Raw genomic sequence first — 13,517 nt, 5'->3', positions numbered from 1 at the left:
GCTACCTTTTATGCAACGGCCCTGTCTGTTAACAAAATGTAGGCGTTAAATCACTATATCCACACGCCAAAAATCAAAGAATGTATTTTTGCGCCATTGCCTCTTTTGGCTAATTCAACTTCACAGCTAGCCAAACCTAAACAGGCTCAAACTTAGTCACTCACACATGCGCGCTAGGCGTTGGCCCCGGCTTCATCTTCATGCAAAATTTCTGTTTCTTTTAATGCCGCTGTCACCCATTCCAGCATTGCCGGGTGAGTTAAAACCCGCTCACCATATTGACCGGCTTTTTCAGAAAGCTTTACGCCATAGGTTTTAAAGCGAAAAACCACCGGCGCAAAAAAGCAGTCCGCAATGGTGAATTCACCGAATAACCAGGGACCCAATGCTTCACTGAAAATCGTGTCGATGCGCTCTATTTCGCGCTGCACATCTTCGCTTAGCGTTAACGTGCGTGTGGCGCGGCAATTCATGGGTAATTCATTGCGAATAGCGGTAAAACCCGCGTGCATTTCACAGACCACGGCGCGTGCTTTTGCGCGTGTTGCAATAGCCGCCGGCCACCCCTTGCCCGCTAGAAACTGTTCGCTTACATATTCACAAATTGCCAGCGTATCCCACACGCTAACATTGTCGTTGAGCAATACCGGCACTCTGCATGAAGGCGAATAGGTGGCAAGTTTTTCTCGTCTATTTTCCGCCGATAGCCAAAACATTTCAGTTTCAAACTCAACACCAAAATGTTTTAGCAGTAGCCAAGGCCTTAGCGACCAACTGGAGTAATTTTGATTTCCAATAATCAGTTTCATTCTTGCTCCTTTTGCGTGTAGGCCAAAATATCGGCGCCTGTCATTGAATTTGTGTCATTTGCCAAACGGTAATAGCTGGGCTTTTCGTCAATATACAGTTGCATGTTAAAATTGACCGGTAGGTCGTTGGCAAACAGGCCCGCCGAGAAGGCCAGGTGCCCACTGGATTTATCACGATAGTAAATATTACTGCCGCATATTTTACAGAAAGCACGCTCAGCCCGGACAGAAGACTCGAAAAACGTAAGCTCATCTTCGCCACTGATCTGGCATTCACCTTCACTTTCTACATAGAAAAGCGGTCCGCTGGACCATTTGCGACACAAATTGCAGTGGCAAGCACCCACGTGGGGCTTGAGGGAAGCACAATTAATGATAATGCTGCCACATAGGCAGCTTCCGGAGGCTGAGAGGGAGGCCATACCACTTTCCTTTGCATTACTTTGTAAAACCGGAAGTTTAGCGGTACTCACATCAAAGTAAGATGAACGTATTAAAGGAAGTACAAAGCCTAAGGCTAAGCTTTTTTTACAAATTCAGATTTCAGCTTCATCGGCCCAATGCCCTCTATTTTACAATCGATGTCGTGGTCGCCATCCACTAGGCGAATATTTTTCACTTTGGTACCCACTTTTACCACCAGCGAAGACCCTTTAACTTTTAAATCTTTGATAACAGTAATGGTGTCACCATCGGCCAATGGGTTGCCGTTTGAATCTTTTATCACCGCTTCAGTTTCTTCTGCCTCCCCCGATTGCAACCATTCGTGGGCGCATTCAGGGCACACATACAGGTCGCGGTCTTCGTAGGTGAATTCGGAGTCACAGGAAGGGCAATGGGGGAGGTTGGACATTATCTATTTCCAAAATTAAATCGTTGGGTTTGGTAAAACTCTACCCGACCAGAGGAAGAGTTTTAATCTGTCTTGCTTCCAGCAGGGCAAAGCCCGCTGCAGAATCCAGAAGCGAGCGCTCCCGAATCCTCGCTGAAAGCGAATTAATGTGCTTCATCCCAATTGTCGCCAATGCCGGCTTCAACCAACAACGGTACACTTAGTTCAACGGCCTTGGCCATACGCTCGCACAGCGTTTTTGATACGTCTTCAACCTGTGCTTCTGCCACTTCCAACACCAATTCATCGTGCACTTGCATAATCATTTGTGCATCCACGTTTTCCTTTTCCAGCCAAGCGTCTACATCGATCATTGCGCGTTTAATAATATCGGCTGCGGTTCCCTGCATGGGCGCGTTAATGGCGGTTCGCTCGGCGGCCTGACGGTGCTGGCCGTTACGGGCGTTAATTTGCGGTAGGTACAAACGCCGGCCCATTAGCGTTTCAACGTAACCCTTTTCCGCTGCGCTCGCACGTATACGGTCCATGTATTCGGCTACACCAGGGTAGCGGTCAAAATACGTATCGATATATTGCTGGGCATCGTTGCGGCCAATGTGTAACTGCTTGGCCAAACCAAAAGCGCTCATGCCGTATATCAAACCAAAGTTAATAGCTTTGGCGCTGCGACGTTGGTCGACCGTGACGGTCTCCAACTCCATACCAAACACTTCCGCCGCCGTTGCTTTGTGTACGTCTAAACCTTCGGCAAAGGCTTTTTTCAACCCTTGGTCGCCAGACAGGTGCGCCATAATGCGCAGCTCTATCTGTGAATAGTCGGCGGCCAAAATTTTGTAGCCTTCGGGCGCAATAAACGCCTGGCGTACACGGCGACCGGCTTCGGTTTTAATCGGTATGTTTTGTAAATTTGGATCACTAGAGGATAAACGCCCTGTAGCGGCAACCGCTTGATGGTACGAGGTATGAACGCGACCCGTTCGTGGGTTAACCATTTGTGGCAGCTTGTCGGTATAGGTGCTTTTTAACTTGGACAAGCCCCGGTATTCCATTAACAGTTTCGGCAGCGGGTAATCTAACGCCAACTCCTGCAAAACTTCTTCGGCGGTGGAAGCTGCGCCCTTGGGCGTTTTTTTAATAACCGGTAGGTTTAACTTTTCGAATAAAATTGCGCCCAACTGCTTGGGTGAACTTAAATTGAATTCTTCGCCCGCAAGGTCATAGGCTTCACGTTGCAAGCGCTCCATGGTTTCGCCGTGTTCGTGGCTTTGCTGCGCCAGAGATTTTATGTTTAGCAGCGCACCATTGCGTTCAATTTTTGAAAGAATGGGTACTAGAGGCACTTCGATAGTCTCGAAAACATTTTTCGGGCCGCTTTGCTCCGCCAATTGCGGCCAAAGTTTTTCGTGTAAGCGCAAGGTAATGTCGGCATCTTCCGCGGCATAGGGCCCTGCTTCTTCTAGCTGTATTTGATTAAAAGTAAGCTGCTTTGCACCTTTGCCGGCTACGTCTTCAAAATGAATTGTTTTATGATTGAGGTAGGTCTCCGCTAGGGTATCCATATCGTGGCGGTTCGATATGCTATTAAAAATGTAGCTTTCGAGCATGGTATCGAAAGCGATGCCTTTTAATTGAATAGCGTAATTTGCCAGCACGTTGGCATCGTATTTTAAATTTTGCCCTACTTTTTTCAGCTCCGGGTTTTCCAGCAGCGGTTTTAAGGCGTTTAATACGAATTCTCGTGATAGCTGCTCGGGGGCGCCTAGGTAGTCGTGGGCCACCGGTACATAGACAGCCTCACCGGGATTGATCGAAAAACTCACACCAACTATTTCGGCTTCCATATAGTTAAGACTGGTGGTTTCGGTATCGAAGGCTATAAGCTCTGCGGTTTTCAGTTTCTCCAACCACGCATTAAACGCGGCTTCCTCTAATACTGTTTGGTAGTGGGTTTCAATCGCGGGGCCAGCCTCTGCCACGGCCGCAGGCTCTCCCTCTAGTTCATCCAACCAACCTTTAAAATCTAGCTCGGTAAACCATTTTAGTAACACCTCGTTGTCGGCGGGCTGGTGTTTCAATTCATCTATCGCCTGCTCAAGCGCTACGTCGGTTTTGATGGTGGCCAACCGGTAGGATAAATAAGCGTTATCTTTGTTTTCTTCTAGCTTGGCGGCCATTTTTTTACTACCGCGAAACGCCAAATCGGCTATTTCTTCCAGGCGGCTATATATGGAATCTAGACCGCCCAGATTTTGCAGCAGAGCCAACGCGGTTTTTTCACCTACCCCCGGCACACCGGGAATGTTGTCTACTTTGTCGCCCATAAGCGCGAGGTAATCAATAATGAGCTCCGGGGGAATGCCAAACTTCTCTTCAACACCGGGGATATCCATGGTGGTTTCGGTCATGGTATTCACCAAGGTGACCTTATTATTCACCAGTTGGGCCATGTCTTTATCACCGGTCGATACCACTACATCTAGACCTTTTTCGGTGGCCTGGCGGGCGTAGGTGCCAATTACATCGTCCGCTTCTACGCCTTCTATAACAATAAGCGGCAACCCCATCGCACGGATGATGGTGTGCAGCGGCTCGACCTGCAGGCGAAGGTCGTCGGGCATTGGCGGGCGATTGGCTTTGTAGTCGCTGTACATGTCATCGCGAAAAGTTTTGCCTTTTGCGTCGAATATCACCGCTACAGGGCTTTCCGGGTAGTCTTTTTCCAGCCGCTTAAGCATTGCCACTACACCGCGTATAGCACCGGTTGGAAACCCCTGCGCATTGCGTAAATCGACTTTGTACATGGCGTGGAAGGCACGATAAAGGTAGGAAGAACCATCAACCAGGAGCACAGGCTTGGTAGTCATAAACTCTTTTCCGGATATTTTTTTCGAAGGGGCCGAATTCTAACGAATTTAGCCGCGAATATCCGTTTGGGTATCAGCTGAATTGAGCCGGGCTCGGTCTGTTTCACAGCTTTCACGGTTTTCCCTTATTTACAGCACTGAATCTGTGGTATTTTTTCGCCTTGGCTCGCCACTTACTTGTGGCTGCAGTATTTACGCAAAGTGAAGCAATGGAGACCTCAATGCACCATCCGCAATTACGTTCTGTGTTTTTTCTGGCTCTGGCCCTAGTCAGCGCTAACACGCTTGCCGATAACAACCGTGGATTTTTCGCCGGGGGTAACCTGAACTATTTACAGGCCAATGATCTGTTACCCAACAATGCCACTGAAGAAAAACTAAGCCTTAGCGCTATAGAATTGATGGGCGGCTACAAGTACAACCCTTGGCTAGGCGTGGATGTACGTCTTGGTTTTGGCTTAACCGATGGCGAAACCGAGCTGATGTCGGATGCCGACGTACCCGTGGCAACGGGCAGTAATACCTACAGCATGGATAGCTATCAGTCGATCTATTATCGACCCGAAATTCTCAACGAAACCGCGCGTTTTTACGGCCTTATTGGCTACAGCAGTGTTACCACCAAAACGGATATGTACAACATTGATGATGAAAAAACAGGCACTGAGGAGCTTTCCACGTCGGGCGTTTCACTCGGTTTTGGCGCAGGCTGGTTTATTGATGAGCACCTGAATTTCAATATCGAACTCAAGTCTTTGGCGAATGCCGACAAAACCAGCATTAACGCCGTAACGGCTGGCATAGATTATCGATTCTAATGCGCTAGCACGGGGGAGCAACGGCTCCCCCGGCTTTTCAAAGTAAAGCTAGCTAGCTTACTTCTCTTCCATACTTTCTACTTTAGCTGAAACCTTTGCCACAACTCTGCGGTTCGCTTTGCGACCTGTTGCCGTTGATTCGTCTGCAATAGGCTGCTCTTCACCGTAACCCATCGCGCTCACGCGGGCCTGGCTCACACCCATCTGCTGTACCAAAACAGCGGCAACAGCATCCGCTCTGCGCTGAGAGAGGTTTTTGTTGTAACTCGCCGACCCGCTGGTATCTGTATGGCCTTCAATAACAACACTAGTACCCACGTACTGCTGCAGGAACTCAGCCACCCGACCAATCTCCCCATAGTAGGCCGGCTTAACAACATCGCTGTTGGAATCAAAGTTTACGTTCAGGTCTATTGACACTGTTTCACTGAGTTTCACCGGGCAGCCGTTGCTGTCTACCTTCAACTTTGCCGCGGTATTGGGGCATTTATCGAGGTAGTCAGATACGCCGTCATTGTCGGTATCCAGTGGACAACCATTAGCACTCACCCCAACGCCCGCGGGCGTTGCTGGGCAAGTATCGCTGCTGTCGGTAACACCATCGTTATCACTATCGGCAGGTGCCACTGGCGCTTTTGCCTTCGGTGCCGCACTTGAACCACCACCCACAACCCAGGAAAGCGTTAGCCCGACAGTGGTGAAATCTTCATCGTATTCGGTGTTCATAAAATAGTTAATCGCCGGACGCAGTATGAGGTTGTCCTTTAGATACCACTTAATGCCCGCACCAAGATTGGTTGCCGTTGTATCGTTATCAAAACTAGAATCCGCTAACTCCATTGAATTCTGACCCCAACCCAAAGACACGTAAGGCTGCACATTAGCTTCCACATTAAAGTGATAGAGCCCGCTCACATAGAGCTGGCGCATATCAAACGACAACCCCAAAGGGTCGGTTTCCGTTGATATACCGTCTAGCACTAACTCCATACCGAAGCGTTCATTGACACGGTAACCGAGCAAGCCGCGATAGCCTATGTCGTCGGCAACATTAAAATCATCGTCAAACATCACATAGGTAACGCCCGCGCCCAGCTCCACGCCCGTTTCAGTGGCGGTGACAATAGGCGCAGCGAGAATAGCGGCAATGGCCGTAGCTAGACGGATTGAATTTTTATTCATGATTAACTCCTTGTAGATAAATGCGCGCAAGGCGGCAACGAGATTTTAGGTGCCTATTTAGGTACCTCTATAGGGGTAACAAGCGAGCGCCTGTAACCGCTGTTTTGAACTTTTTGAGGGGTGGGAACATTAGCACATACATGAATTTAGATGTGTTACCTAATGAATCATGCGTCAGTTTTTTATGTTCTAAGCGGAACCTGCGCACATTACTAATATCTTTTTGTTTTAACAAAAGCAGTCAGTTAGCTCCATTTACACTACGTAATCGTTATAAGTATCAATATAAGGGGCTTTAACTAACAAAAAACACTATATGTAGTATGTGTGGCGCCAATAGGAACCATTCTCATAATTGCGCCAACTGCATTTGATCTAAATTAAGATTTGCATAAAGTGTTACCCATGGTTACAATTCGAATCACAAGGTAACAACAAGCCTTGTACGGAAGTCGGCAGTAACCCCTATCGGCATTCGGTATCAACCATCCCTCTTAAAAGGAGAACCTTACGATGAACTATTTCGCAAAATTTGTTTTCGTTGCGCTGCTTTCAAATAGTGTCGTTGCTGGTGAGGTTGGTGCCCTTGATCCTGAATCATCCAGTGTAGCGTCTGCTTATGACGTTGCTCTAGCGGAGATAGGCACCAGCGATCGCTGGGACACACAATTCGATAATTTTCGCGTTGTCCCGGTTGAGAGTGCTAGTTCTCGTCAAATGGAACTGTTAAATCAACACTTGAACACTATCAACGCCGAGATTAACGCAAAAATGAACGCGTTAATTGAAGAGAAAGTTGCAAGCTCCCTGAGCAAGTAGTACGGGGAGAGACGCCGGGCGCAGCCCGGTGTCCACCCACAGCACCAGCCGTATCGGTGCCGTGGTATTAACGGATTGAACTCAGGAAGATTCGCTCCGTTGCAGTAACATCAGGTTGTTGTTGTCGGGGCCAGCTGTTCGAGCCCCGTGCAACCTGAGTTATGCACACAGTTTTGTTACATTTTTTGTAACAGCGGTTTTTTTCTCACGTAGATCTCTTGTAATAGCCAATATTGCTATATTCACCCTGCTTCATCCCTCCCAAAATTTGATGCAGGGTTTTTTTTCGCCTACTCAAAGCCCAAGCAGGTTTCAAACGCATCGGTAATGCTATCGATATACTGTAAGTAAGTATTCACTTCGGTATCTTGAGCCAGCAAATCGAACGTTACCAGTCTCCACCCCAGCTTTTTTGCGTACCCCTCAGCAGCTACTAGTTCGCCGCGGTCGGCCAGTAAGCACGACGGCTTGCCCTGTTTTTGGTACTGAATGAGTGAGCGCATTCCCACTTGCTCGTCTGGCACCTCTGTAAGCGCCGCCTGCTGACGAATATCGAACTGATGTACATAGTGGCCAAGGCTATCGTGGTAAACCGCAACCGCGTTTTTTTCATTCGCTACCTGTGCCAACCGAACGCGCACAGCCTCTCTCGCCACCGCCAAAGACTGCACATAATCGACGACAGCACTGTCTAGAGCGGCACTCTCTTGGTCGACGTTGGCAATATCGGAATAAACGGAAACATCACGGGCTATTAATGTTTTTATTTGCACGGCCACCGCACGCGCAATAATGGCGGCATTATCGGGGTCTAGCCAAATATGTGGGTCACCACCGCTGCCTTCGTTATGATTGTGGCCATGCCCATGATCCGCTTCGGTGCGGTGTAGCTTGTTCAGCGTTATCAATTCAATTGTTGGTCTGGTCGCTCGGTGCTGAGCAATAACAGGCGTTAAGTAATTTTCCAAAGGCTCGCCCACCCACACCAACAGGTCTGCCTGCTGTACACGGCGAATATCGCTGACCTTCAAAGATAAATGATGGGGAGAAGCACCGGCGGGCAGCAATACATCCACCGCGATTTTATCGGCGAGACCGGCTCTTTCTAGCAGATCCTCAACCAACAGCGCCACCGGACGTACACTCACTAATATGTTAACGGATGCCGGCTTACCGTTTTCCGCAATTGCAGGTGCAACAAAACCAAAACAAGCAAAAAATATAAAACAAACCATCACGCTGCCACGCAGACGCTTCACTGATAGACAACTCATGTAGCTCATGTAACCCCTCCAGCACCTATAACGCATTAAGCCCGCCCAATTCACAAAGCTCACACAACACCCGTCATAACTAAGCCTCACAGCAATTGTTATATGATAACATAACCGCTATTGCTATATTCTAACGGGTTTAATACATGAACAACCCCGACTCACTTCGAGAAGGCCGTCACGATCACACGGCCTGCATAGCCAAAGCGCTAAAACAGGCCGATGCCCTGTGCACACGCAGTGGTGTGCGGCTAACCGCCCTGCGCAAACAGGTTTTAGAGTTGATTTGGCAGTCCCACAAACCCTTGGGAGCCTACGCGCTGATGGAAATGCTGGAGGAAGCCTCTGACCGTAAACGGGTTGCCCCACCCACCGTTTACCGCGCGCTGGATTTCCTTATGGAGCAAGGCATCATTCATAAGGTTCACTCGCTAAATGCTTTCATCGGTTGCACAAACCCCAAAAGGGAGCACAGCGACGCTCTATTTATTTGCCTTACCTGTGGCTTTACCGAGGAAGTACCCAGCCGCTCGATTCAGCAGGCCATTAACCTCAGCGCATCACAACAGCGCTTTGAAGTGAAATCCAAAGTGCTAGAAATTACCGGCTTCTGCAGTGAATGTAAGGGAACTAAAGCGTGAAACCATTATTACAACTGCAAGGTATCTGCAAAGCTTATAACGGCCGACCCGTGCTCCAAGAAATAGACTTCTCTCTGGCCCAGAGTGAAATTTCTACCCTTATTGGCCCCAACGGCGCCGGTAAAAGCACGCTGGTTAAAATTATGACCGGGCTACTGCAAGCCGATAGCGGCCAGGTTATAAAGGCGCCAAAACTCACCATTGGCTATGTGCCGCAAAAACTGCAAACCCATAGCAGTATGCCGGTAAAGGTGAGTCGGTTTTTAAGCTTTGCCGACCGCTCGCGAGAAAATCGCACACACGCACTGGAACGGCTGGATATTGGCCACCTGCAAAGCAGCCAAATTCACAGCCTGAGTGGCGGAGAATTACAACGCGTACTGCTGGCCCGCGCTATTTTGCGAAAGCCACAATTACTGGTATTGGATGAACCCTTGCAGGGTGTAGACGTTAGCGGCCAGGTAAAACTGTATCGCCTAATAGCCAACCTACGAGACGAATTGGGTTGCGCCATTGTGATGGTCTCTCACGATTTGCACCTAGTAATGGCACAAACCGATTCGGTTGTGTGCCTTAACCAGCATGTATGCTGCCACGGTAAACCCGAAAGCGTTAGTCAACACCCCGAGTATTTGCGCTTATTTGGCGGCGGTGTAGCCGACGACCTAGCGGTTTATACCCACCACCACGACCACCAGCACAACTTACACGGCGACGTGGTGCATACCTGTGACCACAACCATGATTGATTTCGACCTGCTTTCACTTATAAGCCTACCCCTGCTGGCGGGTATCGGTATTGCCCTCATCGCTGGCCCCTTAGGTGCCTTTGTGGTGTGGCGACGCATGGCCTACTTTGGCGATACCCTGGCGCACTCGGCGCTGCTAGGTGTTGCCCTCGGGGTAATAGCCGACTGGAACCTAACCGTTTCAATGATATTCGCCGGCGTACTCATTAGCCTCGCCCTGTGGCAACTGCAAGGCCGTGCTGGCCTCGCCTCAGACACCCTACTCGGTATACTTTCACACAGCGCACTGGCACTGGGTTTGATTTGTGTGAGCCTGCTGTCCGCCAGCCGCATTAACTTATTTGGCTATTTATTTGGCGACTTACTCACCGTGGGCATACAGGATATCGCTGTCATTTATTTGGTCGGTACCGCCTGCTTAGCAACACTCGGTTATTTTTGGCGACCCTTGGTGATGGCCGCTATCGACGAAGATTTAGCGCGGGTAGAAGGTTACAGTGTAGAAAAACTTCGGTTGTTGCTCATGGTGTTAATGGCTACCGTTGTCGCGCTGTCGATGAAACTCGTTGGCGTGCTTTTAATTACTGCGCTGTTAATCATACCGGCAGCGGCGGCAAGGCGCTTAACCCGTTCACCAGAAGCCATGGCCATAATTGCCGCTCTGGTTGGCGTGCTTTCGGTAATCGGTGGCATATTAACGTCCGTGCTCTTGGATCTACCGGCCGGGCCTTCGGTGGTGTTAGTGGCGGCGCTGTTTTTTATGGGTAGCTTAGTAAAAAAATAAAAACGGGGTTAGCACCTTCTCAACTATCTAATAGCCTTCTAATAGTGATGAGCCAAATATGAAAGGGGTTACCTTTGTTTATTGAATCCTTTTGGTTAAGAGTGGCGCTATTAATTGCAGTGCTATCGATAGTTGCAATAATTGACTTTTATCTTAAGGGATATAAATCGAAAAAATGGAAGGAATATTTATTTGTGTTTTCAATGGGAATTCTGTTTTCGATTTTCGGCGCAATCCATGATCAAATCACTGTCACGATATCCCCGGCGTATTATGCCATTGGGAAAGGTGTTGGATACGATTCTTTGCGACTTCAGGCATCCTTAGTTGGCTTAAAATCTGGGATGTATGCGGGCCTAATATTCGGCTGCTTATTTTTATTTCTGAATAAAAACTGGAATTCAACTATCTTATGTCATTGGTTAAAATGTACCGCAATATTTGCTTTTATTTCACTCGTAATAGGTTCCTCAGTAGGATACATTTCGTCCATACTTGGAATCACTATTCTACCGGCGGGTAAAGAGAATTTAAGGTTTTTGGTTGTTTGGGGTTGGCATATAGGTCTATATTCCGGGGCTGTATTCGGTTTATTGTTTGTGGCTTTTAAGCCCATCTATCTATCAAAGTTCAGCACATAAAAAAGTTGCCCACGACTTAGGTCAATCGTCATTTTTTCCTAAAAAAATGGCCAACGCCCCTAATCCTGTTCACTTGGCGTTATGACTTCACGCTCAACAGGGGGAATGTCAAATGTAAAGCCTGCCGCCGTGATTTCTTTTAGTAGGGATCCCGAATTCAATAATTATTTTTTGCCTAAATTTTTAACCCGTATTCAAATACAGCGCCTGCGAAAAGGCCACACCCTTTCCACAATTACGCTCAAAAACCTGGGCATAATCGGCCATGCGCGCCACCGAACCGGCACTGGAACCATAGCGGCGACCAAAATTCTGGGCATGGTCGACACATTTACTTGGATTAATACCCAACCGCGACACTATGGCCGGCAGTTCACCGGCGATAGCACCGCGTTTATCGTCTCGCAGAATACGGCCGGTGGTATCCACCAACTCAAAATAATCTTCACGGGTAAAGGGTAAGGCGTGATAGGTATTGGTATGGGAGGAGCCGTCACATTACAACAGCAAGTAGTTGGATGTCCCTTTATTCCCTTATTATAGAGAGAGCCTGCAACACGGGCTCGTTCAACAATAGGATAGATCGCGGCTTCGCGGGACATGTCCTTATTTGTTAGGCTTTGCCTTCAACCAAAGATATAATTATACCAACAATAGACAATACCATTAGAAGCATTGATGGGATCAGTGAAAGCATAAAACCAATACCACGACTTTTTGGCTCAGTAACATATGCACGCCAATATATAAAACGGCCAACTATGTATACAAGCCCTAAACCTGAAGTTAATAAAGAAGGCCAATAGTTTGAGGCAATGAAGATAACTGGAATAAAAATTACTAACATCTCCAATGTATTCATTTGAACACGATACATACGCTCAAATCCTTCTTCACCTGTTGTAGCAGGAGCTTTAACTCCATACTTCACTCTAGCCTTTCCGGTCATAACACCAAAAAATAAAAATTGGACTACCGCTGTAATTACTATTAATTCTACGTATTGCATTAAAACTCCTAAATGATATGAAAAAGCCTAACGCCGCGCTCTGCCGCAAATTTGGAGGGCAGCGAAAAATTTGTCCTACAGCAGCGCCTTGTTGATTTTGCCAGACAAGTACTCAAAGACTGCTGATGTCGCCTCATTTTTTATCTAACTTGATCTAACCTTACCTACATAATACGCATTTTGTATTTTTCCTTAGTAGCCGCTAATGCCAAGTAATTGAATGTCCTTTTATTTGACATTTACGATCGTGAACTTACCATATTATTGTGTAAAATTATTGAGTACAGGCATAGGCTCACTTCCCCTACGATAAATTTTGTCCACTAAACCATACTCCAATGCCTGATCTGCATTTAGATAAAATGTTTCGTTAAATTTTTCCCCCTCAAGAGGAAAGAAGCTTTCAGGTAATTTTAGATCGGACCAATAGTTTCTAATATTTTCATCCTGTACTCTGCCAGCTGAAAAATTTCCGCTATCCTTTTTAAACAGCATATGAATACCAACTACAGCGCTTTCATGAACAATTCTTTTTCCGGTTGCATTAGCTAATATGTAGACTCCCGAGGAGCTTACGCTTCCTATACCAATCACATTTACTGGTGATGCTAAGAAGTCCATGGTTTGCACGATAGATTGCCATTGACTCCTTTGTCCACCTGGCGTATTTATCAAAAGTGAAATTGGCTCACCGGGATGAAGATATTCAAGTACTAACAGTTGCTTGATTACTCGACTAGCGACTGATTCGGTAATACGTCCATTTACCAAAATCAATCTCTTTTCCATTAATGGATCGTGATCAAATAGTGTCGCATTAAAGTACTTGGGATCATCCGAATATTTCGTTTTCTCTCCTTTTGATATAGTTATATATATAGAAATCACGATGACCGTACATAGCGCTGTCAGTACAAGATACTTTCCTGTTCGGATCATAATAGAGCCATTTCCTTGTAAACTAGAAACTAATGGGGCGCTTTACCACGTTACCGCACGGGGCAATGCCTAGGGAGATATCTACAATTCCGACGAAGACCGAACAGTCTTTCTCAGTTTGCTGAAAAACACATG

Annotated in this window: 15 protein-coding genes; 6 read left to right on the top strand and 9 right to left on the bottom strand. The window is 47.3% G+C overall.

All coding sequences use genetic code 11. The features are described 5' to 3' along the window. Positions 1-173: 173 nt before the first annotated feature. From H5336_RS11170 to polA, 4 genes are all read right to left on the bottom strand, one after another. Positions 174-809 (bottom strand): glutathione S-transferase family protein, encoded by a 636-nt coding sequence (locus H5336_RS11170; protein WP_185234187.1) that lies wholly within the window; start codon positions 807-809, stop codon positions 174-176. Further along, positions 806-1,231: a GFA family protein gene (locus H5336_RS11165; protein ID WP_185234185.1), complete on the bottom strand. Its 426-nt coding sequence runs from the start codon at positions 1,229-1,231 to the stop codon at positions 806-808. Before H5336_RS11165 ends, H5336_RS11170 begins: the two co-directional genes overlap by 4 nt. A 95-nt stretch (positions 1,232-1,326) precedes the next feature. Beyond that, positions 1,327-1,662 carry a zinc ribbon domain-containing protein YjdM gene (locus tag H5336_RS11160; protein WP_185234183.1) on the bottom strand — a complete coding sequence of 112 codons (336 nt, stop codon included), beginning with the start codon at positions 1,660-1,662 and terminating at the stop codon, positions 1,327-1,329. Positions 1,663-1,805: 143 nt separating this feature from the next. Further along, on the bottom strand, positions 1,806-4,526 hold the full coding sequence (gene polA / locus H5336_RS11155) for a DNA polymerase I (protein WP_185234181.1): 2,721 nt from the start codon (positions 4,524-4,526) through the stop codon (positions 1,806-1,808). Between the two features lie 221 nt (positions 4,527-4,747). Here polA and H5336_RS11150 point away from each other — a divergent pair, with 221 nt between their 5' ends. Next, on the top strand, positions 4,748-5,344 hold the full coding sequence (locus H5336_RS11150; RefSeq protein ID WP_185234180.1) for a porin family protein: 597 nt from the start codon (positions 4,748-4,750) through the stop codon (positions 5,342-5,344). Positions 5,345-5,401: 57 nt separating this feature from the next. On the opposite strand, the gene H5336_RS11145 is transcribed toward H5336_RS11150, so the two are convergent. Beyond that, positions 5,402-6,526: an OmpA family protein gene (locus H5336_RS11145; RefSeq protein WP_185234178.1), complete on the bottom strand. Its 1,125-nt coding sequence runs from the start codon at positions 6,524-6,526 to the stop codon at positions 5,402-5,404. Positions 6,527-7,039: 513 nt separating this feature from the next. Between H5336_RS11145 and H5336_RS11140 the strand changes: the two genes are divergently transcribed. Beyond that, entirely contained in the window at positions 7,040-7,345 is a 306-nt protein-coding gene (locus tag H5336_RS11140) for a histidine kinase (RefSeq protein WP_185234176.1), read from the top strand. Between the two features lie 290 nt (positions 7,346-7,635). Here the strand turns inward: H5336_RS11140 and H5336_RS11135 are convergent, their stop codons facing one another. Continuing rightward, positions 7,636-8,628: a metal ABC transporter solute-binding protein, Zn/Mn family gene (locus H5336_RS11135; protein ID WP_185234175.1), complete on the bottom strand. Its 993-nt coding sequence runs from the start codon at positions 8,626-8,628 to the stop codon at positions 7,636-7,638. Positions 8,629-8,765: 137 nt separating this feature from the next. Here H5336_RS11135 and H5336_RS11130 point away from each other — a divergent pair, with 137 nt between their 5' ends. From H5336_RS11130 to H5336_RS11115, 4 genes are all read left to right on the top strand, one after another. Beyond that, positions 8,766-9,260, top strand: coding sequence for a Fur family transcriptional regulator (locus tag H5336_RS11130; RefSeq protein ID WP_185234174.1), 495 nt, complete (start codon positions 8,766-8,768; stop codon positions 9,258-9,260). Beyond that, positions 9,257-10,009: a zinc ABC transporter ATP-binding protein ZnuC gene (znuC, locus tag H5336_RS11125; RefSeq protein WP_185234173.1), complete on the top strand. Its 753-nt coding sequence runs from the start codon at positions 9,257-9,259 to the stop codon at positions 10,007-10,009. Before H5336_RS11130 ends, znuC begins: the two co-directional genes overlap by 4 nt. Then, a complete protein-coding gene (locus tag H5336_RS11120) occupies positions 10,002-10,793 on the top strand; it encodes an iron chelate uptake ABC transporter family permease subunit (RefSeq protein WP_185235726.1) in 792 nt (263 codons plus the stop codon). Before znuC ends, H5336_RS11120 begins: the two co-directional genes overlap by 8 nt. A 74-nt stretch (positions 10,794-10,867) precedes the next feature. Continuing rightward, the gene (locus tag H5336_RS11115) at positions 10,868-11,434 is read left to right on the top strand and encodes a hypothetical protein (protein ID WP_185234172.1); all 567 of its coding nucleotides are present in this window, start codon (positions 10,868-10,870) and stop codon (positions 11,432-11,434) included. Between the two features lie 183 nt (positions 11,435-11,617). Here the strand turns inward: H5336_RS11115 and H5336_RS11110 are convergent, their stop codons facing one another. The 3 genes from H5336_RS11110 to H5336_RS11100 form a co-directional block, all read right to left on the bottom strand. Beyond that, positions 11,618-11,863, bottom strand: a complete 246-nt coding sequence (locus tag H5336_RS11110; protein ID WP_185234171.1) for a hypothetical protein — start codon at positions 11,861-11,863, stop codon at positions 11,618-11,620. Positions 11,864-12,047: 184 nt separating this feature from the next. Beyond that, positions 12,048-12,443 carry an MAPEG family protein gene (locus H5336_RS11105; protein ID WP_185234170.1) on the bottom strand — a complete coding sequence of 132 codons (396 nt, stop codon included), beginning with the start codon at positions 12,441-12,443 and terminating at the stop codon, positions 12,048-12,050. A gap of 261 nt (positions 12,444-12,704) precedes the next feature. Then, a complete protein-coding gene (locus H5336_RS11100) occupies positions 12,705-13,382 on the bottom strand; it encodes an ATP-dependent Clp protease proteolytic subunit (protein ID WP_185234169.1) in 678 nt (225 codons plus the stop codon). Positions 13,383-13,517: the final 135 nt, after the last annotated feature.

This window comes from Teredinibacter franksiae, assembly GCF_014218805.1.
In the GTDB taxonomy this organism is placed as follows: domain Bacteria; phylum Pseudomonadota; class Gammaproteobacteria; order Pseudomonadales; family Cellvibrionaceae; genus Teredinibacter; species Teredinibacter franksiae.
Note: the sequence above shows the minus strand (reverse complement) of the source record. Positions and strands in the feature narration are given on the sequence as shown.

Bases quoted from the DNA above. Each gene is read 5' to 3' on its own strand.
- H5336_RS11170 (WP_185234187.1), bottom strand. From the start codon at position 809: ATGAAACTGATTATTGGAAATCAAAATTACTCCAGTTGGTCGCTAAGG.
- H5336_RS11165 (WP_185234185.1), bottom strand. From the start codon at position 1,231: ATGGCCTCCCTCTCAGCCTCCGGAAGCTGCCTATGTGGCAGCATTATC.
- H5336_RS11160 (WP_185234183.1), bottom strand. From the start codon at position 1,662: ATGTCCAACCTCCCCCATTGCCCTTCCTGTGACTCCGAATTCACCTAC.
- polA (WP_185234181.1), bottom strand. From the start codon at position 4,526: ATGACTACCAAGCCTGTGCTCCTGGTTGATGGTTCTTCCTACCTTTAT.
- H5336_RS11150 (WP_185234180.1), top strand. From the start codon at position 4,748: ATGCACCATCCGCAATTACGTTCTGTGTTTTTTCTGGCTCTGGCCCTA.
- H5336_RS11145 (WP_185234178.1), bottom strand. From the start codon at position 6,526: ATGAATAAAAATTCAATCCGTCTAGCTACGGCCATTGCCGCTATTCTC.
- H5336_RS11140 (WP_185234176.1), top strand. From the start codon at position 7,040: ATGAACTATTTCGCAAAATTTGTTTTCGTTGCGCTGCTTTCAAATAGT.
- H5336_RS11135 (WP_185234175.1), bottom strand. From the start codon at position 8,628: ATGAGCTACATGAGTTGTCTATCAGTGAAGCGTCTGCGTGGCAGCGTG.
- H5336_RS11130 (WP_185234174.1), top strand. From the start codon at position 8,766: ATGAACAACCCCGACTCACTTCGAGAAGGCCGTCACGATCACACGGCC.
- H5336_RS11120 (WP_185235726.1), top strand. From the start codon at position 10,002: ATGATTGATTTCGACCTGCTTTCACTTATAAGCCTACCCCTGCTGGCG.
- H5336_RS11105 (WP_185234170.1), bottom strand. From the start codon at position 12,443: ATGCAATACGTAGAATTAATAGTAATTACAGCGGTAGTCCAATTTTTA.
- H5336_RS11100 (WP_185234169.1), bottom strand. From the start codon at position 13,382: ATGATCCGAACAGGAAAGTATCTTGTACTGACAGCGCTATGTACGGTC.